This is a genomic window from Sporomusaceae bacterium ACPt, assembly GCA_041428575.1.
GTDB classification, from domain to species: Bacteria; Bacillota; Negativicutes; order Sporomusales; family Sporomusaceae; genus Sporomusa_D; species Sporomusa_D carbonis.
Genome location: CP155570.1, coordinates 1,054,655 through 1,078,395, shown reverse-complemented (window position 1 = coordinate 1,078,395; position 23,741 = coordinate 1,054,655). Strand labels below are relative to the sequence as shown.

The following is a 23,741-nucleotide window of genomic DNA, read 5'->3' as shown; positions in this document are numbered from 1 at the left end:
TTTGGTCTTTCCAATCAGCTATTATTTAACTATGTGTTTACGATATTAGCACAGCTCCAAAGTGTTGTCAATGAATTTTTATCCATATCCAATCCGCTGCAAACCAAACCCCAGTTGAGACTGGCGCTATCGTCCAGTAACGCAAACGGCGTATTTTATAGTCGGAAAAAACTAGATCCAAGTATATATAATTTATCATTAACGTTGCAATAAAATTGTCTCAAATAGTCAAAGCTTAAATTCGCTCAAATTAGACGAAAAACAGCATTGTTTGGCGGTTTTACTATATTCGTCCTGGTATTTCACGAAAAAACTCCTTATAATAGAGTTAGAGCAGGTAACCCTGTCCATAGTCTCTAAAATAAGGAGCCAATACATGGACAAGGATATCACAAAAACCACACTTTTTAAAGCCTTTGAAGCATTCCCGTACGAAAAATTTAAACAAATTTGTCTTGATGCCGGATGTGATCGCTATGTCAAGAAGTCCAAAACCTTAAAACTGTTGTACCTTATGGTTATTGCTCAGTTTTTGGGTGAAGAATCCCTCCATTCCATCGCAAACCTCGTTACCGGCGACAAACGCATCCATGAAGTACTGCATCTTACCTCAATTAGTGCATCAACCCTGTCCCGTCGTCTAAGGAGCATCAATTTTGGGAAACCACTTTTTCCATGGTCAAAATTTCGGTCTGGCAACGTGCAAAAAACCGAAACCCCGGTTCTTTAAGTTATCAACTTAATGTCATCGATTCAAGCACAATAACACTTTGCCTTACGCGGTTTCTATGGGCTGACTTCCGAAAGACCAAAGGCGGCATAAAGCTCCATCAGAGTATTGTAGTTCACGAAGGCAATACTTACCCGGATCACGCTGTTCTTACTACAGCCCGAAAAGCCGACAAAAACGTCATGGATGAGCTGATCGTTACTGCGGACAACGTTTTAAACGTCTTCGACCGGGGCTATGTTGATTATGCAAAATGGGATGTCTATTGCCAAAATAATATTCGCTTCGTTTCCCGATTGAAGGGCAATGCCAACATTGAAGTGCTTGAGGAAACCAGCAATACCGGCGGCGGAGGTCTTAAAGAACGGATTGTTATTTTAGGCTGCCGATATATCACTCAGATGGCCCACCCGCTAAGATTAATAGAAACCCATGATCAAAATGGCAACCTGGTAACAATAGTGACGAACGACATGACTTTACCAGTTAAAGAGATCAGTGACATATATCGGCTCAGATGGCAAATCGAACTGTTTTTCAAATGGATAAAACAGCACCTGGTGATAAAGAAGTTCTACGGAACCAGCCCTAATGCCGTGTTTAGCCAGATATGGATTGCTTTAATCGGATATTGTTTACTAAAAGACTTGCAAGAGCAACTGCCAAAAAAGCGCTCCATGTTGGATGTACTCCGGGCGGTGAAAACATTTCTGTTTCAACATTTTAGCGAAATGATAGTCGCGTTAAGCCGGGGACCGACAAAGACCAGCAGAGGCCGAAAACCATCAATTCGGGATGAAATCGCCGATATACTGCAAGAAATCGACTTAAAAGGCACACAGGTACTTGATGCAGTAAACGTGGAGGAAATGTACTTATAATCGTATTGCGGCCAAAGGAATAATGTAAAAATGTGGATAAAGGGTTACCTTTATTCCAGCGTTTTTACATAATCCAGGAGAGGAACCAAGACAGAATATTCAAAACAATTTCTGGAGTGACACTAGTTCCCTTAGCGTAAAATTTAGGCTTGACAAGCTTGATTTAATTTAATGCAACGCTAATGATTGGCACTCAAATCTAACTCTCGCGCCACTTCGGCTACCGGTCTTCCGCTTTCTTTAACCCGCTTAACAGCCATTAACTTATATTCTTTATCAAATATTTTCACTCGTGAACCCCTCCCGTGTTTATATTATACTACACGTTCGTAGTGTCCATAAAATCGCGGTAGGGTCAATACTGGAACAAACAAAAACGTCTGAATTTAAAAACCTTTACCGAAGCCGGGCCAAGATTGAACGCAAAGTGGCCCATGTAATGAACCGTGGGATGCGTAAATCCCGCTATATTGGACGCGAAAAGACGCTAATACAATTGGCGTATAAGGCGGCCGGGGTCAATCTCAAACGCATCTTCCAATGCACCAAGGGGGACGTGTCTAAATTTGACAGTTTAACAAAGGCAATGGGGATATAACGGCAACAATAGGAGCCAGGATCATTGGTTTTTCTAAGAAAATACTACTACATATCAACAACAACGTAATTTTTTAAAATTGTCGATGATTTTGTGAGCAATTGTCAGCGGATTTTACAACAGATTCCTAGAGGAGATTCCTACTGACTTGATCTAAACAGTCGATATGTTTCCACATACGTATCCCCTTGAGTGCTCATCTCACACTCAAGCGCTTTAATGCGTTGATATTACTAGTTTTTACCGTCTTACAAGTTTCATGACCGCTTCTGCGTGCCTTGAGGATACAATAAGTATGTCGTACCAGTCTGGTACCCCCTTGGTGGCAGGGTATATTTCCAAAACCATAGCCTGTTGCAGGCTTTTTTCGCTTGCTTAGTGGCTGCATTTTGCGTTACAAAAAAGTAAATTGTAAGCAATAAAACCTTCAAAAAGCATGTAGACCACTTGAAGGCTTTATTCGTTACAATTACCCATTCTTATCGTCTTTTTCTGATTCCTCAATGACATCAGCAATAAGTCGAGAGAAATCAACAGCGTTCTTTTCTGTAATAACGGGCTTTCCTGTATCTGCTTCAATTTCTTTGCGTGCATTTCCAGCAATTCGACCGCCACGCTGTGCTACTTGTCGATTTTCTTCGAAGGTTTGTGGGTCTGTTGCCTTGGAAATTTCGGTTGTAGTGGCTTCAGCAAGCATGTTCAGAACCAGTTCCAATGTTGACATATTGTCCCGAAGATTTTCCTTTTTTAGCCCTTTAAGTTTTTTATACTGGCGAGTCGTCATGCCAGACCACGCTTTGGTAATCTCATCAGTCAGAATAGCATATTCTTGTCCCCGTTTTATTCCACGTTCATCCCATTCATCGGTCAGTTCTTTGCGTACTTGAATTGCCTGTAATCGTTGGTTAATCCACTCGCGGGAATATCCTTTTTTTAAGTACGTAGCAAGAGCACGATCGATGGTGAGTTCTGGATCGATGGTTTCCTCTATCCGCTCACGTCCAACCTGAGCAAGCCACATTTTGAATGGTTCGGCTTTTGGTGACGGAATGGACTGTATAATGCGCAACAGCTGTTCAGTGTCAGCCACATCCGTTTCTCGTCGTTTACCATCCTCTGCAATCATTTTCAACTGCCTACAATTTGTAGTCAGTTGATTTCCTTCTTTTTTCATTCGTGTTTTCAAAACACTCCAGTATTTCGCAGCTGAACGCTGCGTCGGCTGGTCAGTCAGAATGGCTACTACATCTACTACAGAAAAGTACCATTGTTCTTTTTCTTCATCCCAAGCTGTACGAATGCGCTTATCTTCAAATAGTTGAATCTCGTTATTTTTATCCATAATATGTTCTCCATCATTGATTTTTAATGCATTTGTATTACAAGGAAAAGGTCATGTTATTACCCTTTATTCAATATACTTCCGACTTGGTAAGGCACAGTTCCAGAAGGAATAACACTTGAAGCTGCTTCCGTATATGTCATCTGGTCATCAAAAAAGATATGTGCACCAAATGCTTTTAATACTTCTGTTTTAGATATACCACCTAAAAAGAAAGCTTCATCAATACATACATCCCATGCACGCAAAGTCCGGACAACCCGCTCATGTGAAGGCGCATTACGTGCAGTTACAAGTGCCGTTCTAATATTGAGATCAGTGTCTTGAATATTTTTCTGGATTTCTGCAATTGTTTTAAGAAATTTTGCAAAAGGACCTTCACTCATAGGGTTTTTCGCATTCAGCTCTTCATTTGCAGCAAATGCTTCAAGTCCTTTTTGTTTGTATATTGCTTCAGATTCTTCAGAAAAAAGTACAGCATCACCATCAAATGCAATCCTAATCTCTCTAACACTGTCTCCTATATTGTAATCTGGAATGTTATTTGTTAAAAGTGTTGCTGCGGGTACTTTTCTGTTAATTGCGGCTTGCGCGTCATAGGGATTTGCCGTCAAGAACAAGTCTATTTTAAGCGCTTCAAGGTATGGTGCTAAATCACCACCACCTGTAAATATTCCTCTTGAAATGTCAAGGTTATAATTCTTAATTGAATTAAAAACGCGAAGACTGGTATTGACGCTGTTTCTTGACATTATGATTACTTCAATTTTATGATTAAGTTTATCAATGCTGTTAAGCTTAAGCAACGCAGAAACCAAAGAATAAGCAGCACCAGGAATTAAAATATCATCTTCATGCTCTATTTGGTATTTTTCATATTCAGCCCGACCTTTTTTCTCAAAGATCTCATTTTCCTGCTCAAGTTTGAATATCGCACGTGTAGTAACAGCAATCTTGAGTTTTTCAGAAATATCATATGGCATACATAATACCCTCTCCAAAATCAATGCACTAATTTATTCAAATATTCTCAAAGCTAAATGCTAAACACTAATAGCAAAATCCTCATTATAAAGATTCACAACTTCATATACCTTTTCCAAATAATCTTCTCTGGTGGTTGCTCCGTCGGTAAAATGGTCGTAAAGCCATTCAATGCCTCCGCGCATATATTGATGGAATAGTTCTAAGTTTTCAGCTAATTTTTCAGGTTGTTCATCTTGTCTGAAAGCGCGATCAATTTTTTCATCGCTGGACAACTCTGTAGAGTTATCCGCAAGCAGTACAAGTCGAAAAGCAAAATCAAGATCTGCCTGGTGATTGATTATTTGCGATGCCAAAATACTATACGTATCATTTGAAGAATTATCTTCAGCAGCTTTCTTGTTGTATGCCAATCCTATTAAAGGTGCAATAGCATAAATATCGACGGCTGTATTTATTATGCCTGCAGCTTTTGCTGTCTTATCAAGCCTATTTGTTGTTGCACTTAAAAAACGTATATATGTAGCATGCTTGCCTTTGAGTTCATAGTCATTATTAAACATTACATAATCCTCCTTATGACCGAATTGGTATCGGAGTTGTTAATTTTCTCAATAAAATAACTACATCCGATTTTATCCTCTAAGGCAGGTCTTGCATACTCCCAATCTTTCTGCATAACCATTAAAATAACTTGCTCTGCAATTTCTGGAATGATTTTGGAGATATTGTTTATATGGATTTCGTCTGCATTAGAGAACGGGGCATCCATAACAAGAGGATATGGCTCAGTATTAAAGGGAATGTCCTCATCTTCTGTGACACCGTTTCCTTTGTGAGCTTTTTGTCTTGCTAAATCGACCAAACCAGAAATAAAAGAAAAGTTTTTAACAGCTTCTAGGCCCTTACTCTCGTCCGTTTTCACTTCGTCATTATCCAAAAGTGTCATTAATACAATTTGATAACGGTCATTAATGGTAACGTGACGTTTTCCGTGATACATCTTTGCAAAAATGTTGTTTACGCTTTCCAGCAAGCGCTCCTTTACTTCCTTTTCCTGCTTGTCATAACCGGCTTTTAACCATTCATATATCGCTTTTGCATAAGCGATACATTTTCTTAACCTCTCGTTTTTATCCGATACTATGGTCAATCGTTCAATAGTTTTTTCGATTTCGGCTATTTCTTTTTCTGTAGCACCGATATCGGAAGAAATCTTCAAGAGCAGCTCTCTCTTGTCTTTTAAAGTTTTCTCGTTTTTCTGATAGTCCTGCTCAATCTTAGCAACATCAATGTTGCCTTGAATTTTAGCACTAACATTTTTTAATTCGTCCGTCTTTTCGCCCAAAAAATTTCTGTTGTTGCGATATTCTGTGTGATTTTCCAGAATAGTTTCACAAAAGCTTTGGGCTTCCTTCAAATAACGCTTATATGTATCCTTGGTAGTGTGCAGAATAGTACCTAAATGTTGGGGTGGCAGCAAGCTCTGCTCAAACAATATGTTCTCTCTTGCCCCTTCGTTTTTGCTCAGATCACAGCCACATATGCATTTTTTCCTTTCCAATATAAAGTCAATGGCTGCTGAACGCATATGAGGAATGCCCTCACCGCTATATTTTGCTTCATCAATAACCTTAAGAGCGCGATGAATGAGGGGCGTAGCAAAGAATTTCATTGCTCCCGCTGTAAAATCCTTGACGATGCGGCTTTCGGTATTCTCAATATTCTTAGTGATTTGAACAATATCTTTTTCAAGTGAAAGTTTTTTGTCCTGATTATGCTTCTCATCTTTGTTTGCGAGTATTTGAGCGGAAAGCTCCTCTTTTCTTCTTTCATAGTACTCTATTTCATCTTTTACTTCATTTTTCCTTTTATTTAGTGTATCTAACCTTGTCTGGGCATCGGTAAGGTCATTCTTTAGCTTATTATTTTTTTGATCGCTACCAACGTCAAGTTCTTTACTGAATTTTGCAGTGACAGAGGAAGCCTTATTAGGATCTAATCTGTCTTTTGCTTCACCGACAACATCTAAGCCCATCAAACCTCTGACAGCCGCCACGACATCACCGCGATTGTTAATATCTGCTATGCGCTCACCATCAAAGAAAAAATAATCCGATAATGCCTCTGGTAAAATCTTATTTATGGTGTTTTCACATTCATAAGAGGGGACAGCTTGTTGTTCACCATTATCTTCCTTATATTGGATTTTCAACACAGATTTTTCTGCCTTGATTTTATCGGCATCGGATTTAGTAAACTTCTGTGTTCTTCGTATGGTAAACTCCTTATCCTCATGAATTAAGACAATTTCAACGTACACCTCTTGGGAAGTATATAGATCCATCGCCTTTGCTACTTCAATGTTTAGAACATCACGGGACTTAAAGTTTACCTTTTCATATAGGCACCACTCAAACGCCTGAATTAGCGTGGTCTTTCCACTTGTGTTGACACCCAGGATAACAGTTACATTTTTCTCTTTATCAGTAGAAAAGAGAATCGGCGGTTGCTCTCCTTTGTATTGACGGAAGTTATTTAACGCGATACTCTTAATTATCATTTTTATCAACCTCCGCTTCAATCAGTTTCCGGATTCGCTCAACCATTTCATTATCCTTATATTTTTTAGTCTTGTGGTTTTCTCTCTCCATGTGATAAATCCGATTTTTCAGCATCTTTAAGCTATCCGGGTTAAGCTCAAGCTTTTTATCATTATTAGATTCCATAATCTTTACCCCCTATATAGTTCAGCTTATAAAAATCATCAATTTTTTCCTGCAATTTCGCCGTATCGGATGAGTTTTCCGCTAAGCTCGCAAAATCTTCCATTCTTTCGTATTCACGCCTTATCAAGGAGTACTCGCTGTTAAGATACTCACTGCCATGCATCGGCTCGTCGATATTTCTTGGTAAGGTAATAAAGTCATATATCCTTGCAAACGGCTTGTTTGGAGCTTTTCTCAATACCCTGCCGCGCCGCTGTATATATTCCTTTGGATTGGTGCTGCTTGCGAGAATAAACGCTGTTCTTATTCCGGGGATATTAACACCTTCATCCAGGCATCGAATAGCAACTAAAGCCTGAAGCATTGTACCATCTGCGAAATTCTCTTTTATCATTTCACGCTCTGCCGCATTTTCTTCTGAGGTAAACTTTGAAACCCTCATGCCCAATTTGTTTCCAAGCATATCAACAACTATCTCGATTTGCCGCTTTTCTTCTTCATCAACCTTGCCTTCAATATAGCTACTGTTCTCCACAGTTGTAGCGCCGCAGTAAACTAAAATTTGATTTTCCGTTACATACCGCTCTTTTATGATTTCATAAAGCGCTTTCAGTTTGTTCCTGGCTCCGGCAATAATCCTCGCTCTTTTTATCAGCAGTGTCTCGGCAAGCTTCGGCATAGGCTCGTCTTTTTTTGAGTTCTGCAATATCTTTATAATTTTTTCGGTAAGCTCATTATAGGCTTCAAGCTCATCGTCATCGAGATATATCGGAATTGGGTGATAGTAATAAGGGGTAAGCTTATCTTCTTTAATCGCCCGTGCTAGAGAATATTCGATACACTTGTTGCCAAAATAATCTTTCAATTTTTGTGTGCCTTCATCATCGTGATGTCGTTCTAAAGTTGCAGATAATGCCAAGCGATACTTAAATACTTCTTTCATGCACTCAAGCTGCTTTTTAGCGCCGAAATTATGTGCTTCATCGACAACTAAGCAAACATTCCCCTTTAGCTTATCGATTTCCTTTTGCATAATTTCAGATGCAAAAGTAGCGTTGGTTGTGACAACACAGAAATTTTTTATAACGCCCAGCTTAAAATCGCTGATCAAGGATTTGTATTTTTTCTTCCAGTCATATCCTGAATAGCAAATAAGAGGCTTGATCCCAAAAGCCTTAATATCTGTTACCCATTGCTCGACAAGATGCTGATATGGACAGACAATGAATACCCCAAGATTAGATTTTACTTTATTACACAAAACCTCTAACGCACCGAGCGCGGTATAGGTTTTTCCTGTTCCGGTTGCCATATCGAAGATACCACGATAATTTTCATTCTCCCATGAAATTATGGCATCAATCTGATAATCGTAAAACTTCACATAATCGGGTTTACTTATCCAGCAGGTACTTGGTTTCCGTGAAATATAAACATAATCACCAAACTCTTCTCTGACTACGTCAATTACCGGACTTCTGCGATACCGCTTGATAATTTCTTCTTTAACATTAGGAAAATCTATGGTGACAATACTTGGCTCAGTATTATTCCATATTGCAGTAAACGCATTTTCTTTTGAGGTTACTCGGTCTTTTTCATCAAGCCAGGAGCAAAACACATCTATGGCTTCGTAGTTCATTGTCATAGCCGTAGCCGACTCGTTCATAGATCCGGAAAAAGCGACTTTGTTACCCTCTGAGTCTGCGATGATCCCCATTTTCTCGTGGTACATTCCAATTTCGCCATTTTGTTCGGTTAACGCTATTTTTATATCCAGGAAGCCATCAGCAATTAAGTTTGCCAAGAGATTAAGACGTTCCTGCTCCATTTCTGTGTTTACGCCATGAAGCTCCCGAAGCAAAGCATTTTCAATAATTTTCTCTCTTAATTCATACCCTTTTTTTATGGCTTCAACATCTTCATCGGAAAGGTGAGGGGAAGCGACAAGCTGGATAGTCCCTCCGTTTTTAACCAGCCCTAAAATTCCCTTTGAAATCTCAGCCAGAGCAGAGGACGAGAAAAAGCCAACTGCCCTTTTATATGTAACAGCTTGTTTTAGTAAAGGGATATAGAAATCCTTTGCTACATTGTCTATTAAAGAGCGGTATTCACTTTTCAATTCAACATCTCTTAAGCTCACGGGCCTACCTCCAAAATCCCTATTTATAGTCTGACAACATAGGAAACAAGGCTCCGTTCACAAAATGATAGTACTTTCGCAAAGCGTTTGAAATGTTTCCATTTGTGTCTTTCATTTCGGCCTTTATTTTTAGCAAGGATTCATACATTCTTCTATCGTCCGATACAATATAGTCAAGCGAAGTTTTAAAGTGCCGTTCAATCATCCGTGCCTTATTCACTCTTGACCGCACAGCCTTGACTTTGCTGACTATTTTATCATCTTCAAGCAAATATTTCTCAAATTCTTCTTCTCTCACTTCATATCACCCCTAACCGTTTTCGCAAATAAATTCCAAGGCTTGTCTAAGCTTTGCAAAGTCATCTTCAGTATTGAAGTAGCTTACACTAAATCTGACTGTCCCAGCAGGAAAAGTGCCTAAAAATCTATGCGCTAATGGCGCACAGTGAAGTCCTGTTCTAACCTCGACACCCTGTTGACTCAGTATCTGTCCGATATTATCGCTGCTATAGCTATCAAAGACACAGGATACGACGCCAACTGTATCCGCAACATCGGCAGGAGTGATAATTCTGATGTTATCAAATTCACTTAAAACAGCTATTAGCTTACTATGGTTTTCTTTTTCTTTCGCATAGATGCGATGAATTCCTGTTTTCTTTATCCAACTCAAAGCCGCATACAGTCCTGCTATTGCCATTATGTTTTGACTGCCAACCTCGTATCTTTCTGGAATTGTGTCAGGCACATTTGGATTAGCAGAATCAAACCCAGCACCGCCATAAATAAGAGGCTTAGGCTTGATATCTCCATTGCATATAAACCCTGCAATGCCAAAGGTGGCATATAAGGTCTTATGGCCGGCAAAAACCACAAAATCATATAAATTACTGCTCAAATCCGTATCGATAAGGCCTGCAGTCTGGCACATATCAATTACATTTATCGAGCCGTACTGGTGCGACATTGTGCAAATCTCGGTTATAGGCGCTATCACACCACATACGTTACTCGCATGACTTATAATTACGATATTAGGTTTGTTCTCCGCAAACTGATATTTAATCTTCTCTAAATCATAGGTTAGATTCTTTTCGTTTACGGACAAGGTAATGATATTTAGTTTATATAATCCCTGCAGATAGTTGATTACCCTTGTAACCGCATTATGCTCAAAGGGTGAGATATAGATGTTATAGTTATCTGTTATGGGAAGTCCCTGCAAAATAACGTTGATTGCTTCCGTTGCCGACGGGGTAAATACTACTTTTTTGGCAGGACAGTGAAACAGCTCCAACAACAGATTTCGCGTATCTTGAGTGAGTTTACTCGTGGAGTTATTTTGTCCACGGCCGGAGTTAAGTCCCGACTCACGATAAAATTTATCTACAAAGCTATACACTTCTTCCGGCTTCGGGAAAGTGGTAGCAGCATTATTAAAGTAAGCTGTTTTATCCAAATGTCAGATTCCTCCCTTGCACATCTTTTCAATAAACTCCATTAGGATTTGTCTTTTTTCTTGTTCCGAAATCGACTGACCCATTTCATCGAGAGCTGTGGCTATCTCGTTGTAAAGGAGCCTTCCTTTGTCACTGTAGGTTGTCTTGTCAAACGACTTAACTACCTCTTTGCCATCCTCCCCGATAAACGATATTTTGTAACTGTTTGCGCTTACTGCAGAATTATTAATTTGTGCAGCGGTTTTGTCATATTCTAAAACTGATTTTTTAATCTGCTCCAATTCTGCTGTAAATTCAGCAATCGTATCTACCGTCCAATCGTCAATTCGCAGATCGGTAACTGCTTTTGCAAGCCTTTCTATGAATGTATTTTCATCATTACCAATACTACTCATGAGTTGCAATACCTTATGTTCTTCATTAGGAAATAAGTAGCTCAGCGTAGTAGGCTTCAATCTTTCAATAAAATCTTTGATAATGGACGTCAATGTAACATTATCAGCTTGGCCGGTCTTGAAAGTGTCTTTAACATCATTTATCAGATGTTTGATAAGTTCGCTTTTGGCGCGATCAAAGGTAGATTTTGCACTTTTAATATTGTCAACGATGTCGACAGTAAATTCTTTAAAACCAAAAATTTCAAACAGCTTCTCGAACAAATACTCTCTTGCGTTGATATCAGTCTGCTTTAGGCTCCCGATAAATTTGACCTGTGCAGACGATATTTTTTCAGGAGAAACGCCTTTTCCTTTGTAGTTAGTCTTTAACTCCTTGGCATACTTAGGCAGGCTCATGTACCAGCGTGACATAGCTGACACAACATAAGTAAATGTGTTATAATCCTTTTCTTTTGAAATAATATAGTCTGAAAATAGGGCTTCCAGGCTGTTAATGTAGGTTGACTTATCCTCATTCCAATCCTCCATAAATGCAGTAAAAGCCTTAGGATTTTCATTGATACTATTTAAAAGATCCGCCGTAATTTTAACTTCTTCGTTTCTGTTCTTGATAACAAGATACTTTTTGAAGAAATGAAGAACAACTGCAATATAGATGGGTATAACCCCTTTTTTTATGCCATAACCGAATTCTGGTAGAGTCAATCTATCGTACAAATCTTTGAAATTTCGTCCCCCGTTTGCATTGGCTCCATTGAAAAACTCTTGAATCACGCGTAGGGTATTTGCCATTTTCTCATCTTCAGGTGTAAGCGTTAAAACAGGCTTCACCTGTTCGTTTGAGAGAATGCCAGTCTGTATCAAGGTACTTCTCATAAATGAAACGTCCTGGCCTGTTCCGGTAAGCCCTAAATTCACATTCAGCTCGTTTTCAAGTAGACCAGAAATAAGCTTACTTCTGCTGTTAATTGCCACAGTCGGTAAACTGTCCTTATTTATGGATTCGTTATTGATAATAGGGGTGTTTGGATAAGTTTCTGCACAAATTTCCGAGAGTTTGGCAGAGATTTGTGCCTTTCTCTTAAACGGCTGTTTTTCTCCGTTCCAATAATACTCGGCTTCTCCTGTTTCCGGTCGGGTAAAGCTTAAAATATATTTGCCGATAACTTCTTCTAAATCCTCGATATAAATGTCATATTCATCAGAGAGAAGCTCATCATCAGAAGCCATGTCCTTCAGGATAGTAACGGCATTAAACTCAAAAGCTATTTTTTCAATATCCATAAAGCGTACAGGTAGTACAAAAATGATTCTATTGTGGTTACAGTTGCCGCTTTTGATAGCATTTCTGACTTGTTCAATTTCTTCACTGCTACGAGGAATAATTGCATACACTACGCCATCTGCGCTTAGGTTCTCAATCTTTCTTCCCCAATCTGTAACAGAGAAAAACTCCAAGCTGTCAATAAAGGTGAAATCGAAGTATCGTGTGATCTCCATTTCATCATTATAGGCAGTAGGATACATATAGCTGTCAAAAGAGAATTTGTTCAGGATGTCCTTTACGCTCAAAGTCTGCCTGGTCTTTTCAATAACATTCTGAATCTCAGCACTAATGTCAACGCCAGAGCTTTCCTTGATTTTTAGATAGCCGTTGCTTCTTTTGAGATAAATAATGCACTCTTTTTCGATAAGCTCAGCAAGTACATCATCAATAACCTTAACATCGGAAACGCTGTCTCTAAAGGTGTCTATGATTATGTCTTTTATTGGGGACAGTTTTTCAAACTGTTCCACAATGTAGATGAGCGAAATGGTCTTTACAATTTTTGTGGCAAGGGAGCCCTCGTCGAGCTTTTGAAGTACCTTTGATGTGGTTTCATAAAGCTTGTGAATTTCACTTGTATAAGGCTCTTTTCGTAAAAGCGGCTCAAAGTAATCATACACATAATCAGGGGTAAGCATGGGAAAATCACCCTTCGCATCTTCTAAAAATGCGGATAGAGTGTACTTGTTATCCGATGATAAAAATGTAAACAACGTTCTCTCATTCTGCGCTACCTTTTCGGAGAGCCTTGGGAGGATGAAGGTTGAAATCGGGTGCAGCGGATAGCAGCCCATAACTGCAGTCTGAGCTGTGGTATCATCATTCTTTTCGAGTATACCGTTTGCCTTAAAACGTTCAATCAAGCTTTTAAAGCGTGTTTCATTCTTTTGGCAGTAATCAGCCCAATAGTCCTCATCTTTCTTTATAACGGCAGAGATGATCTCATACATCTGAGAAAAGTTGTTATGCAGATTAATATGCTTAAACCTACCAGAAACACCTCTCCAACCGTCAACCTTATCCTTTGGTAGGTTTTTATCAATGTAGTTTGCAATATCCTTATGAGAAATCAGCATCAGGTGCATTTGCTTGTCGCCGCTGCGGTCACACTTTTCCGCAAAATCTTGCAGCAGCTTTATGTCACTGATCGTAGTATTGGCAATGCTTGCCTCCAGATATTTGCTGAATTCATCATAAATGATGTATACACCGTTAAAGCCTTCGTCCTTTAGTTTGTCAACGACCTTCTCATAAAGCTCCACTACATCAAAGCCGAGAAAAGGGTTAAAAGCACTACCGGATGTGAGGGTCGGATACAGGTTATTAAACTTTTCATACGCACTCACATCGTATTCTTTTAAGGAAACGATAAAGTCATTGATCGGTACATTAAGTTCTGAAATAAATTTCTTGTATGTATCCTGGTAATAATTATTCCAAAGTTCTATAGTGTTGACCGCAGCCTTGAAGTTAGTTTCAGGCATTAGATTTGTCAAGTTTTCGTTTTTTAAAGCTGTTTGCAATGCGCTCAAAAACGATTGCGTGATACTTGTGCTGCTTCCACTGACAATAATTGGGAGCATTTTTTTGTTGCTGTTTATGTAGTCTGTAATAAACCCATACAGTTTCGGATTATGTTCCTTTATTTTACTCAAAAGTACTTCGAACAAAGCTATGTCTTTCTTAAAAAGAAGTGACATGAGCATAAGTACGATATGCGATTTTCCTCTGCCATATGCTCCAATCAATATTCTTGCTCGGCCTCTGTCCGGCACACTGGTGCTAAGCATAACATCCTCAATGACGTCAATAGATGACATCGTAGGAATAAAGCTTTTTACTTTATTTTCATTATTTAAATCATATGCGATATTGATGGATGTTTGAAAGCCCTTCTCCACCCATATTTTCTCACCAATCATACTCTATCTCCATTCTTAGAGGGTCTGTTTATCTGTTGATTGCAACATAGTATTCTCTGACACACCCTAAAAAGTCAATTTTTCTTTCAATGTCTATATAGTCAAGCCCGGCTGTTCGGATAACCTTGATGTAACCCATAAGTTCGAGTTTATTAAGCAAGCTGGTAAGCGTAATGATATCAAGGTTAAACACTTTGCCAGCGTTACACTTATCGTTTTGAATAGATGATATCTTTATTTGATCTTCTCCTTTAGCTTGATCAACGATAACCGCAAGAACTACAAGCGGATGTATGCTGTCAAGCTTAGGTACACTTTTTTTATATATCTTTGTTTTTTTATTTGCAATGTCCACAAGCGATAACTCGCCGAGAGGACAATCAATATTGCTTTCAGGATGTACCTTGCCAGGATTTGATTTAATTCTGGGTACATAAGTGCTGATAATACAGTTAAAATCATCATCTAAGGAACGGTCAGAGACCTCTGACTCGTTCAGCATAATGTACGTATTGAGCTGCTTTACAAAATCATCCCTAGTAAACTCGTTGCGATTGAACTCATTAAAAAAGTAATACCATGCTGTTGCATCAGGTTCGTTAGTTGCTAACTTATAATGCAGAAACCACAGCGTACCGATTTCTTCGATGTATCTGTCGTTCTCATAGACAATTTCACCGAAAGGAGTAAGGGTTTGGTATTTTTTCCCCTGAGGTGGCTCGGCAGTAAGCCCGACAGCTTGTAGCCAATACCGCAGGGACTTAACCATATTTGCACCCATGCCTAAAATATCCATAGGATTTCCATTGTCACCCATAAAGACTGTTCGGTCACGGACAACATTTTTCATTCCTTTGTATAGCCAGCCTTTTCGTATGAAAAAGGTATCATGTGCTCTAAATCTCATAATTACTCCTCCAAAACCTCGAAAGTCACTTATATCATAATAGTTCAAGGAGCCTACTAAACAGTTGCGCTGTAGCAATTGCATCACCTTTAGCTGAATGACGCCCATTTACTTTTATATCAAAATATCTAAATGCTTGAGTAGAACTTGAAATATCATTAGTAATTTTCCCGCTATAATATAAACTTCTCAACAATGTGTATGTATCAATAATTCGGTGGGAAAAAATCTGATCAAAAGAACGTCCATTCTTTTTCAAAAACACCTTTAAAAAATTCACATCAAATTGTGTATTGTGCCCTGCCAAAGGAATTAGGAGGTTCTCACTAAAATGTTGTTTGCAAAAATTAAGGATTAATTCTATTGCCTTTTTGGGATGCACTGCAAGTTGCTCATGTTCTTGCATATTGAATTTATTAATATTTTGTGCTGTTGATGTTACAATATAATTCCTGTGCCTAATAAAGACTTCTGTACTATCAATAATCTCTCTATCATTTCCCCATACTACCAACCCAACTGATAGTAATGAATGCTTATTACAATCAATGCCACCTGTTTCCGTATCGATAAATAGGAGCTTTTCTCCAATATTATTTTTCATCTATATATTCCTTCCATTCGTATGAATTGTTTTCAATGGCTTCTAGTTCACTGTTGATGTATTGATATAACTCGCCTTGATTGGTTACTTGTATCGCAGGAACCGTGGATTTGTCTTTTTTATGGTTAAAGAAAGACATAATTCCTATATTATCAGTTAGATAATAAGTGCTTTGAAAACAACCACGATATAAAAAAACGCTTGCTCCCATATCCTTTTTAAACCGATCGTAGCTTTCCCTGATTTTTTGTTTGACTTCTTCAGAATTAATTTCGAAACGTAACGCTAATTCGTTTAGGATTGCAGTATCATTAAAATCAGGTAAAAATACAATTAAGTTTTTTTTCTCTTTTGCGAAATTACCTAGTAAACTTCGATGGCTTTCTCGCCATGTATTTGCATAGGTTACTGCGATTTTTAAATTTCTTGTATTTTCAAGTAATGGTTTCCAACTAATATCTTGAAAATCTAAGTATATATGTGCAACACCCGATTTTGAGATATTAGAAGATATATGTGCCAAATCAAGGATTTCTTTTGCGAAAGTCTTTTTGGCGGCAAATTCCCAGACCGCAACAACTATTGCCGAAGTTTCGATTGCTCCTAAAAGTAGAATGATCTGTTGCTTCCAAACACTATTACTAATCCAATAATAGTCAACTAACCCCATTCCAAGGAATGCGATAATCACTATTATTAAAGCAATCAATAAGACCTTATGACTTAATCTTGCACTTTCTTCTTTCATTTTTATCCTCCAAAGCATTCATTAAGGATATCAAGATTGAATTATTCTTTCGTTTTTAAATACTTATCCATCAAACAGCCTCCGTCGAGGTATTTTGCCGTAACACACATCTTGCAACGCTTACACTTGCTATCACTGATACGGTACTCTTCGCCGCCAATTGAAATGGCGCCGAACCTGCACAGCGATTCGCATTTTAAACATTTGCGGCAAGCATTAAACTTCCTCACCTGATATCCGACCATTCTTTGCAGATCATCATGCTTTGCTACATTCATTGTCTTGATTTTTACTGCATAATCATATCCGTCCTGCGAAAAAGGCTGAACAGATAAAATTGGCACATTGGTTTTTATATCCAAAACAATGGTTTCATTTATAAGCTTTCGCCCAAGTTCCTTGGCAATCTTACCAAATGGAGTCAGTAAATTCAAAAAGCTATCATCAATCGGACGGTTAAGCTTATATACCTTTGCGTTGTCCTCAGTTGTGCAGTTCGTAAATTTAATTTTAACGTCTTCCGAGGCAGCAATACCATTACCGCCCTGACGAGCTTTCCACTTACCACTGTCAACATAGACTTCGGCATCAGGCTTACCAATCTTAACAGCGAAATCTATCAAAAACTTACGCCATTTCTTAGCCTGCTCCGGCATATAGATCCGGGACAAAAACTGCGCTCTTTCATTATTGTTCGGACAACACCAGCATCCCACCCGATCATAGCCGAGCCTATAAGCATCGTTGAAATTAATGCCTTCACCCAATATGTAGAGCCAAACGTCGATATCTTTCCAATGAAAAATTGGGGATGCAACCTTTTGCTTTTGTATCTTTACTGACTCGGCATTGTTCTCTACTCGGTTATATTTACTGCGGCTTACGGATTCGTTTTTGCGAATACCGTAAAAAGTTAAAATATCCACGTCACGATACAGACTATTTAGTACACGAGTAATAGGCCCTGTCTTAAACATAGAACAGCACCAGCGGAGCATACGGGCAGGGGGGCCAATGTCCTTACAAACCTCATAAAAGTCTTGTTCCTTGTTTCTTGCCGTTTTAAATATGGCTTTGGGATTGTTTTCCCTAAATCGCTTAGCATATTCGATGGTCAGCGGAAACTCAAGGGTAGTATCGCCGAAGATATGTACTAAGCTCGGATTACTTAAAGCTCGCACAGTTAAATCGGCAGTAACAGTTGAATCCTTGCCACCTGAAAACGAGATTACTATATTCTCACTTGGGTATGCTTTAGCTGTGTCCCTAATAAACTCTGTCGCCTCATCAAAAATGTAATGCAATCTTTCAGTGTTTGCTTTTATAAACTTCTCTATAGCTTGATTGAAAAAGTCGTAGTGGTTTTGAGCTTTGTATTTTTCGAGCTGTTCCACAATTTGGGCGGCAGAACGCTTTTTATATGCACTTATTGGGATTATTTTCGATTCACCGTCAATGTAATAACGATTATCTGCAGCCCAAACGGTTTTATTTATGTATTCAAGCGGCTTTGCGGTTAGTATTTCAATCAACATCCGTTCTTCAGGGAATACTGGGCGTAAATCTGCACATAAATATGAGGTTTCTTTACCGCATAGAGGACAAATGTTTTTATCAATTCTGTTTGCTGATTTTATGATCGGCGTCTTGCAGTCGTTGCACCAATAAATCATGATAGGGATATCCCGTTCAGTGGCGTTACCGCAAATCTCACAGGTTTCGCTATTCGTTTCCCTGCTACAACTCTTGCACCACATAACAAAACACCCCCTTAATTCCTCTATTTTATCAGGTTTACTGTCCCCTATGATGGACAGCAGAGCAAATGAAATATTAATCTTTTTCGTACTTTAAAATATCCCCGACACTGCATTCGAATAATTCACAAAGCTTATTGAGCGTTTCGTAATCAACCCGCTCCATCTTGTCGTGGTATAGGTTTGAGATTGTAGTTCTGGCAAGCCCTGTTTTCTCATGCACATCTTTTATTTTGTATCTTTTCTCACCCATCAGCACGGATAATCTGCAATGTATCGACATCACACGCGCTCCTTATACAAAATCACAAGGAATATTATAACAGATATTCGTCGAAAAATAAATAGATATGGATACATTTTTAAACCATATCTGTATAAAATCTTTATTCTCAATAAATACATCTATCATAAATCTGCCCACACTAAAACCCTCAGCTAACTGAGGATTTTAGTCTAAACAGTTTCTATCTTCAGGCAGGAACAGCCTCTCGCAGCCGTTCCCGCCCTGTGTTAATCAAAGTATGAAACCCGCTGGTTCATCACGATTCCGGATTTGAATTGGATCTCTATCAGATCGTCCTTGACGGCCTTGACGCTCTGCAGGAGCCTCCTGACCAGGTCGTTGTCAAACTCCCTGACCTCGAGGCTGGTTTTCTTCAGGCAGGCGTCCATATCGTCAAGCCTCTGCTGAAAATTGGCCGCCATTTTCTGTTCCCGCACCATCTTGTTGATTAGCAGAAAAAAGTAACCAATCCCGGGCGTAATTTTGCTGATTAGATCAGATATAAATTATTTTACATCCGTTTCAATTTGCTATTGCAATTAATGTAATTTTCACATTCATACAGCAAGGGAAGCGGATCTTTTATGCCAATCTTTCATTCGTTTAATCTTTCGCCTGCTCAGTATTGTGAGCAATTTAAGAGCCTTGTCATTCCCCGGCCAAAGTGTTGTCCGTTTTGTCAATCCATCCAATCTTTCCATCGTCACGGAGTGTACTGGCCTTATGTCCTGGACGGCCAGCAAGAGCAGCAGTATGTTCCTGTCCCCAGGTTTTTATGCCGGGTATGCCGCCATACGTTATCAATATTACCTACCTTTGTCATACCGTTTTTTCAGTATTCTGTCCCGGCTAGCCTATCCTCTTTGCGGACCTGGTTTTCGAAAAAAGCCGACACTCAGAATGTCCCTGTGGCATGCCTGCGGTTCTGGCGACAACGGTTTTATCAGAATTTGAGCCGGATTGAACTGTTTTTCCGCTCTCGGGGAGCCCCGGATGTGATCCCTACAGATCAAAAAGAAAAAGCCATAAAACTACTTTGCATGGTTAGCTCCCTCCCCAAGGCAGAAACGTTTTCGCAAACGTTTCAAGACCACTGCAAACGTCATTTTATGGCACGTTCATTGTACCACGTTTGACGCCTTAATGGAATACCGCCCCATCCCACAGAGCTTTTTTCTTGTTGTTTTTCTTACCTTGGTTTAAAATGGCTTCGTATAAAGGTTAGCCGGCTAGCCTCCACATTTTTTTACAGGAGGTTCAGTCCTTTGACAAATCAAGAACGAGAACAAGTTGCTTTATTTCGCTATGGCATCATTGCGCCGCTGCTCAATCAACAGGCAGCATTCGGCCCTTGACGCCTGTCCGCTCGACGTGTTTATGGCCCAGGCCCACAAGCTTCGGACTGTGTCTGATCCGGCAAGCCTTGATCCTTTGTTTTTCAAGCGAGTGTTTCGCAAGGTCAATCCTGACGCGACGATCTCGTTGAATAACCGTTTGTACGAAGTGCCTCCCAGATATGTGGGGCAGAAGATTGAGGTGCGGTTTGACCCGGCAGCTGCCGATTGTCTCTATAGTTATGAAAATGACTATTGTGTAGCTGCGGCTCGTCCGGTGTCTTTTACCGATAACGCCAGGGCCAAACGCAATCGGGAGACACAACAGATACCGCCTATTTCGTTTGAAAGCTTGTTTTCTGGCCAACAGAAGGGGGGCTGAATATGTATCTGGGTTTTTATTCCCTCACAGCCGCTCCCTTTGGCAAAGAAATAGACAGCCGTCACTTGTTCGTCTCACCGGCGCTTTCGGAAGGCTTAGCACGCCTTGAGTATTTGAAAACGACCAGGGGGATCGGCCTCGTCACCGGCGAGGCCGGTTCCGGCAAAACATCGCTCTTAAGACGGTTTGCTCATAGTCTTAACCCGGCACTTTCTAAAGCTATTTATTTCCCTTTGTCAACATTGACCGTGATGGATTTTTACCGGGGGCTGGCTACCTGTTTGGGCGAAGAGCCGAAATTCCGTAAGGTCGATTTATTTGCCCAGATTCAGACCGCCATTTTGACGTTGTTTCAAAACAAGCGCATTACGCCGGTGTTGATTTTGGATGAAATGCATAGGGCTTCCAACGCCTTTCTTAATGACATTAGCCTGTTATTTAACTTTGCAATGGACTCGGAAAATCCGTTTGTGCTGGTGCTGTCAGGTTTGCCTCATCTGGCTGACCGCCGAAAACTGGTTCACAACCAGCCGCTGCTGCAGAGGATTATCCTTCGCTATCATGTACAGCCCCTCGGCAAGAAAGATGTCCGGCTATATCTTGAGCATCATCGCAAGCGGGCTGGAGCAAATTATGAGATTTTTACACCCCCAGCGGTAGAGGCTATTGCTTCCCGATCCAGGGGATTGCCGAGAATGATCAACAATTTGGCAACTCCTTCACTGCTCTATGGCTATGCCAAGCAACTCAGGACGATTGACGAAGAAACAGTGTTTGCCATTGCGCCGGAGGCCGGCGCTTGATGCCGTATACTCCGCTTACTCCCAAGGTGAGCGGAGTATTTATTTACAATCCCTGTTATTGTGCTTTGCACAATGTCGCTTCTACGCGCAAATACAATCTGCAACCCGGAATTTCGATCCGTCTCGGTTGCAACTTACAACGCATTTGCGCCTGATTTTATCCTGCAAAATAATGGTGGTTTTATTTTGCAAATTGACAGTGATTAACAGCTCACCGGTGCTCTCCAGCGTGTTCACGCCCTCTTTCTCGAAAAAGACGGCGATGTTCTTTTCCTTGAGCTTTCGTATGTTCTGGAGACTGTCCACCGTGTTTCTGGCAAAGCGGCTGACCGACTTGGTGATGATCATGTCGATTTTTCCGGCCATGCAGTCCTCGATCATGGCGTTGAAGTCATCACGCTTTTTGGTGTTTGTGGCGCTCTTGCCGTCATCGGCGTAGATTCCGGCGAGCTTCCAGTTGGGATTGCTCTTTATTTTCTCGGTATAGTAGGAAGCCTGGGCCTCGTAGCTGGTTTCCTGCTGCTCCAGCGTGGTGCTGACGCGGCAGTATGCCGCCACCCGCAGGGCTTTGAACTGGGACTTTATGCTCCTGTCATACTCCGGCTTGGACGGTATGACGGATATGCTTTTCTTTTTAGCTGTCGCTGTCTGCATCATTGCTTCTCCTTCCTTGGTTTAGTATGCGGCTTCCATGGTTAATCCGTTTATAAATTCAAGCACCAGCCGATGGGCGGCGTAGACCGTGATTTGCTTTATCACCGTCAGAAACAGCTCCTCATCGAATTCCGCGAGAGGCTGTCTGCCTGAAAACGCCCGCTTCATCTTCCCGGTGTTATATTCGGCGTCATCGATCCTTGCCGTTTTATAAAAGGCTTGTGCCCGCTTAGTCAGGACCACCCGTAAAACGGGTGGCTTGCTTACGCCCTATAAGGGCAGAGTACTAGCTGAGTCTCAAGACTCACTGAAAAAGTCCACCAACCGCATAACCTTTTCAGTCAGCCCCTAAAGGGGCTCTTTTTATGACTTTTTCACGGGCTCACCCGTAAACGGGTCTGTCAACTCCTTCAAACTTAACTGGTCGGCAATTATATCTTCTTGTAACTGCTCACGGATATATTTGGCTATTGCCTCTTTGTTTCGTCCCACCGTATCCACAAAATATCCTTTGCACCAGAAATGTCTGTTTCCATACTTATATTTCAAATTCGCATGCTTATCAAATATCATTAGCGAACTTTTCCCTTTTAAGTATCCCACAAAAGACGCCACACTGATTTTCGGTGGTATACTTACTAGCATGTGAATATGGTCGGGGCAAGCGTTGGCCTCTAGAATTTCCACGCCTTTGTACTCACAGAGCTTCCTTAGGATTACACCTATATCCGATTTTATTTTTCCATATATCGCCTGTCTACGATATTTTGGTGCAAATACTATATGATATTTACACCGCCATTTACTATGTGCTAAACTCTTAGTATCATCCATTGGATGCGCCTCCTTTGTTCAGAGTTATGCGGTCGGCAAACCTGCATTTATTCTATCAAAGGAGGCTGTTTTTTTCGACGTATAGCTATAAGCTTTTTGGAACCACATGCATAGCATGTGGTATTCTGCTTACGCAAAAATACCCTCCAAACCCGTAAGTCCGGAGGGCTTCGAATATTAATTCAGGCATGGAGACAGACCCACCAAACTCACGTTTTTTTTATTTGGCGGGTACCGCCTTTCGATATTGAACTGTTATAATGAAAGAAAAACCTGCCGCAAAAGGGCAGGTTTAGTACGCGACTCCACATGGCGGCCAGGCTATCATAATGCGTCGGCATCGTAGACCCTATGGCTTTGCGTCCTTGCCTTTCGGCAAGTTTGCCCTTAACTTATTTTTAGCATATTTAATTTTCTTCACATAAAATAGATAATCATAATCTTCTGATTGGGAAAAATAAATACAATTGTCCGTTTTCTTCAGGACAATTATAATCAAATACAGCACCTGCTAATTTAATATTATTATTGTCCATGTAATTTAAAACATAAGAAAAGGCTTCTTTATATCCCTTATCAACCTTGATATAAAGATACTCAAACGCGGGAACCGTCCACTTTACCCAGGTATCGGGTGCTTCAACATCATCCATGACCTCTGCTCCCGCTAAATATAATCCTTTTGAAAAATTCTCCTCCCAAGGCTTAAAGCTTCTTGAAAAATCACTCATTAATCCCCAAATGCCTAGAATATTTCCCTTTTCATCCTTCTTTGCCAGACATTCAATCTCATTAAAGTGGTTATTGGCATTTTCCCATAACTTATTTACAAAACCATTTCCATCATTCGTTGAACCTTCTTTACCAATTACTGCAAAAGAACTTTTAATACATTTTTTGATTTCGGTATTCATTTCT

Annotated in this window: 24 protein-coding genes, 1 pseudogene and 1 riboswitch; of the genes and pseudogenes, 5 read left to right on the top strand and 20 right to left on the bottom strand. The window is 40.1% G+C overall.

The annotated features are described in order from the left end of the window. Positions 1-376: 376 nt before the first annotated feature. Together SCACP_RS05360 and SCACP_RS05355 are read left to right on the top strand one after the other, a co-directional pair. The gene (locus SCACP_RS05360) at positions 377-730 is read left to right on the top strand and encodes a DUF4372 domain-containing protein (protein ID WP_425060324.1); all 354 of its coding nucleotides are present in this window, start codon (positions 377-379) and stop codon (positions 728-730) included. Then, on the top strand, positions 676-1,611 hold the full coding sequence (locus tag SCACP_RS05355; protein ID WP_425060354.1) for an IS4 family transposase: 936 nt from the start codon (positions 676-678) through the stop codon (positions 1,609-1,611). The genes SCACP_RS05360 and SCACP_RS05355 overlap by 55 nt, the downstream gene beginning before the upstream one ends. Positions 1,612-1,790: 179 nt before the next feature. Here SCACP_RS05355 and SCACP_RS05350 read toward each other — a convergent pair whose 3' ends face one another. After that, positions 1,791-1,901 carry a transposase gene (locus SCACP_RS05350; protein ID WP_425060353.1) on the bottom strand — a complete coding sequence of 37 codons (111 nt, stop codon included), beginning with the start codon at positions 1,899-1,901 and terminating at the stop codon, positions 1,791-1,793. A 2-nt stretch (positions 1,902-1,903) separates the two neighbouring features. On the opposite strand from SCACP_RS05350, the gene SCACP_RS05345 reads away from it, so the two are divergent. Continuing rightward, positions 1,904-2,209: a transposase gene (locus SCACP_RS05345; protein WP_425060352.1), complete on the top strand. Its 306-nt coding sequence runs from the start codon at positions 1,904-1,906 to the stop codon at positions 2,207-2,209. A 469-nt stretch (positions 2,210-2,678) separates the two neighbouring features. On the opposite strand, the gene SCACP_RS05340 is transcribed toward SCACP_RS05345, so the two are convergent. The 15 genes from SCACP_RS05340 to SCACP_RS05270 form a co-directional block, all read right to left on the bottom strand. Further along, positions 2,679-3,551 carry a BRO-N domain-containing protein gene (locus tag SCACP_RS05340; RefSeq protein ID WP_425060351.1) on the bottom strand — a complete coding sequence of 291 codons (873 nt, stop codon included), beginning with the start codon at positions 3,549-3,551 and terminating at the stop codon, positions 2,679-2,681. 59 nt (positions 3,552-3,610) lie between these two features. Beyond that, positions 3,611-4,534, bottom strand: a complete 924-nt coding sequence (locus SCACP_RS05335) for a 5'-nucleotidase (protein WP_425060350.1) — start codon at positions 4,532-4,534, stop codon at positions 3,611-3,613. A gap of 60 nt (positions 4,535-4,594) precedes the next feature. After that, the gene (locus tag SCACP_RS05330) at positions 4,595-5,098 is read right to left on the bottom strand and encodes a hypothetical protein (protein WP_425060349.1); all 504 of its coding nucleotides are present in this window, start codon (positions 5,096-5,098) and stop codon (positions 4,595-4,597) included. After that, a complete protein-coding gene (locus SCACP_RS05325) occupies positions 5,098-7,098 on the bottom strand; it encodes an AAA family ATPase (RefSeq protein WP_425060348.1) in 2,001 nt (666 codons plus the stop codon). Before SCACP_RS05325 ends, SCACP_RS05330 begins: the two co-directional genes overlap by 1 nt. Continuing rightward, complete coding sequence (locus tag SCACP_RS05320) at positions 7,088-7,264, bottom strand: hypothetical protein (protein ID WP_425060347.1); 177 nt, start codon at positions 7,262-7,264, stop codon at positions 7,088-7,090. The genes SCACP_RS05325 and SCACP_RS05320 overlap by 11 nt, the downstream gene beginning before the upstream one ends. Continuing rightward, complete coding sequence (locus SCACP_RS05315) at positions 7,254-9,407, bottom strand: DEAD/DEAH box helicase family protein (protein WP_425060346.1); 2,154 nt, start codon at positions 9,405-9,407, stop codon at positions 7,254-7,256. Before SCACP_RS05315 ends, SCACP_RS05320 begins: the two co-directional genes overlap by 11 nt. Before the next feature lie 19 nt (positions 9,408-9,426). Further along, positions 9,427-9,705: a hypothetical protein gene (locus SCACP_RS05310; RefSeq protein ID WP_132017603.1), complete on the bottom strand. Its 279-nt coding sequence runs from the start codon at positions 9,703-9,705 to the stop codon at positions 9,427-9,429. A gap of 12 nt (positions 9,706-9,717) precedes the next feature. Further along, the gene (locus tag SCACP_RS05305) at positions 9,718-10,866 is read right to left on the bottom strand and encodes an aminotransferase class V-fold PLP-dependent enzyme (protein ID WP_425060345.1); all 1,149 of its coding nucleotides are present in this window, start codon (positions 10,864-10,866) and stop codon (positions 9,718-9,720) included. A 3-nt stretch (positions 10,867-10,869) separates the two neighbouring features. Further along, entirely contained in the window at positions 10,870-14,514 is a 3,645-nt protein-coding gene (locus tag SCACP_RS05300) for a restriction endonuclease subunit S (protein WP_425060344.1), read from the bottom strand. A 28-nt stretch (positions 14,515-14,542) separates the two neighbouring features. After that, positions 14,543-15,421, bottom strand: coding sequence for a DUF4007 family protein (locus tag SCACP_RS05295; RefSeq protein ID WP_425060343.1), 879 nt, complete (start codon positions 15,419-15,421; stop codon positions 14,543-14,545). Positions 15,422-15,455: 34 nt separating this feature from the next. Beyond that, the gene (locus SCACP_RS05290) at positions 15,456-16,025 is read right to left on the bottom strand and encodes a 3'-5' exonuclease (RefSeq protein WP_425060342.1); all 570 of its coding nucleotides are present in this window, start codon (positions 16,023-16,025) and stop codon (positions 15,456-15,458) included. After that, positions 16,015-16,773: a hypothetical protein gene (locus tag SCACP_RS05285; protein WP_425060341.1), complete on the bottom strand. Its 759-nt coding sequence runs from the start codon at positions 16,771-16,773 to the stop codon at positions 16,015-16,017. Before SCACP_RS05285 ends, SCACP_RS05290 begins: the two co-directional genes overlap by 11 nt. A gap of 41 nt (positions 16,774-16,814) precedes the next feature. Continuing rightward, positions 16,815-18,530, bottom strand: a complete 1,716-nt coding sequence (locus SCACP_RS05280; protein ID WP_425060340.1) for a phosphoadenosine phosphosulfate reductase family protein — start codon at positions 18,528-18,530, stop codon at positions 16,815-16,817. Between the two features lie 76 nt (positions 18,531-18,606). Further along, positions 18,607-18,813: a helix-turn-helix domain-containing protein gene (locus SCACP_RS05275; protein WP_132017596.1), complete on the bottom strand. Its 207-nt coding sequence runs from the start codon at positions 18,811-18,813 to the stop codon at positions 18,607-18,609. Positions 18,814-19,043: 230 nt separating this feature from the next. Then, complete coding sequence (locus SCACP_RS05270) at positions 19,044-19,238, bottom strand: hypothetical protein (protein ID WP_425060339.1); 195 nt, start codon at positions 19,236-19,238, stop codon at positions 19,044-19,046. Positions 19,239-20,121: 883 nt separating this feature from the next. On the opposite strand from SCACP_RS05270, the gene SCACP_RS05265 reads away from it, so the two are divergent. Both SCACP_RS05265 and SCACP_RS05260 read left to right on the top strand, forming a co-directional pair. Continuing rightward, positions 20,122-20,532 carry a Mu transposase C-terminal domain-containing protein gene (locus SCACP_RS05265; protein WP_425060338.1) on the top strand — a complete coding sequence of 137 codons (411 nt, stop codon included), beginning with the start codon at positions 20,122-20,124 and terminating at the stop codon, positions 20,530-20,532. Between the two features lie 2 nt (positions 20,533-20,534). Further along, complete coding sequence (locus tag SCACP_RS05260; RefSeq protein WP_425060337.1) at positions 20,535-21,335, top strand: ExeA family protein; 801 nt, start codon at positions 20,535-20,537, stop codon at positions 21,333-21,335. Between the two features lie 195 nt (positions 21,336-21,530). Here the strand turns inward: SCACP_RS05260 and SCACP_RS05255 are convergent. The 4 genes and pseudogenes from SCACP_RS05255 to SCACP_RS05240 form a co-directional block, all read right to left on the bottom strand. Then, positions 21,531-21,989 (bottom strand): annotated as a pseudogene (locus tag SCACP_RS05255) (recombinase family protein); the annotation flags it as partial. 21 nt (positions 21,990-22,010) lie between these two features. Next, positions 22,011-22,232 carry a hypothetical protein gene (locus SCACP_RS05250; RefSeq protein WP_425060336.1) on the bottom strand — a complete coding sequence of 74 codons (222 nt, stop codon included), beginning with the start codon at positions 22,230-22,232 and terminating at the stop codon, positions 22,011-22,013. A gap of 120 nt (positions 22,233-22,352) precedes the next feature. Beyond that, positions 22,353-22,823 (bottom strand): IS200/IS605 family transposase, encoded by a 471-nt coding sequence (gene tnpA / locus SCACP_RS05245; RefSeq protein WP_425060335.1) that lies wholly within the window; start codon positions 22,821-22,823, stop codon positions 22,353-22,355. Between the two features lie 308 nt (positions 22,824-23,131). Then, a riboswitch (cyclic di-GMP riboswitch) is annotated at positions 23,132-23,219 on the bottom strand. A 38-nt stretch (positions 23,220-23,257) separates the two neighbouring features. Then, the gene (locus tag SCACP_RS05240) at positions 23,258-23,737 is read right to left on the bottom strand and encodes a GyrI-like domain-containing protein (RefSeq protein ID WP_425060334.1); all 480 of its coding nucleotides are present in this window, start codon (positions 23,735-23,737) and stop codon (positions 23,258-23,260) included. Positions 23,738-23,741: the final 4 nt, after the last annotated feature.

Excerpts from the sequence above, each read along its gene's own strand:
- SCACP_RS05360 (WP_425060324.1), top strand. The coding sequence starts at position 377 with ATGGACAAGGATATCACAAAAACCACACTTTTTAAAGCCTTTGAAGCA.
- SCACP_RS05355 (WP_425060354.1), top strand. The coding sequence starts at position 676 with ATGGTCAAAATTTCGGTCTGGCAACGTGCAAAAAACCGAAACCCCGGT.
- SCACP_RS05340 (WP_425060351.1), bottom strand. The coding sequence starts at position 3,551 with ATGGATAAAAATAACGAGATTCAACTATTTGAAGATAAGCGCATTCGT.
- SCACP_RS05335 (WP_425060350.1), bottom strand. The coding sequence starts at position 4,534 with ATGCCATATGATATTTCTGAAAAACTCAAGATTGCTGTTACTACACGT.
- SCACP_RS05330 (WP_425060349.1), bottom strand. The coding sequence starts at position 5,098 with ATGTTTAATAATGACTATGAACTCAAAGGCAAGCATGCTACATATATA.
- SCACP_RS05325 (WP_425060348.1), bottom strand. The coding sequence starts at position 7,098 with ATGATAATTAAGAGTATCGCGTTAAATAACTTCCGTCAATACAAAGGA.
- SCACP_RS05320 (WP_425060347.1), bottom strand. The coding sequence starts at position 7,264 with ATGGAATCTAATAATGATAAAAAGCTTGAGCTTAACCCGGATAGCTTA.
- SCACP_RS05300 (WP_425060344.1), bottom strand. The coding sequence starts at position 14,514 with ATGATTGGTGAGAAAATATGGGTGGAGAAGGGCTTTCAAACATCCATC.
- SCACP_RS05295 (WP_425060343.1), bottom strand. The coding sequence starts at position 15,421 with ATGAGATTTAGAGCACATGATACCTTTTTCATACGAAAAGGCTGGCTA.
- SCACP_RS05290 (WP_425060342.1), bottom strand. The coding sequence starts at position 16,025 with ATGAAAAATAATATTGGAGAAAAGCTCCTATTTATCGATACGGAAACA.
- SCACP_RS05285 (WP_425060341.1), bottom strand. The coding sequence starts at position 16,773 with ATGAAAGAAGAAAGTGCAAGATTAAGTCATAAGGTCTTATTGATTGCT.
- SCACP_RS05280 (WP_425060340.1), bottom strand. The coding sequence starts at position 18,530 with ATGTGGTGCAAGAGTTGTAGCAGGGAAACGAATAGCGAAACCTGTGAG.
- SCACP_RS05275 (WP_132017596.1), bottom strand. The coding sequence starts at position 18,813 with ATGTCGATACATTGCAGATTATCCGTGCTGATGGGTGAGAAAAGATAC.
- SCACP_RS05270 (WP_425060339.1), bottom strand. The coding sequence starts at position 19,238 with ATGGCGGCCAATTTTCAGCAGAGGCTTGACGATATGGACGCCTGCCTG.
- SCACP_RS05265 (WP_425060338.1), top strand. The coding sequence starts at position 20,122 with ATGGCATCATTGCGCCGCTGCTCAATCAACAGGCAGCATTCGGCCCTT.
- SCACP_RS05260 (WP_425060337.1), top strand. The coding sequence starts at position 20,535 with ATGTATCTGGGTTTTTATTCCCTCACAGCCGCTCCCTTTGGCAAAGAA.
- tnpA (WP_425060335.1), bottom strand. The coding sequence starts at position 22,823 with ATGGATGATACTAAGAGTTTAGCACATAGTAAATGGCGGTGTAAATAT.
- SCACP_RS05240 (WP_425060334.1), bottom strand. The coding sequence starts at position 23,737 with ATGAATACCGAAATCAAAAAATGTATTAAAAGTTCTTTTGCAGTAATT.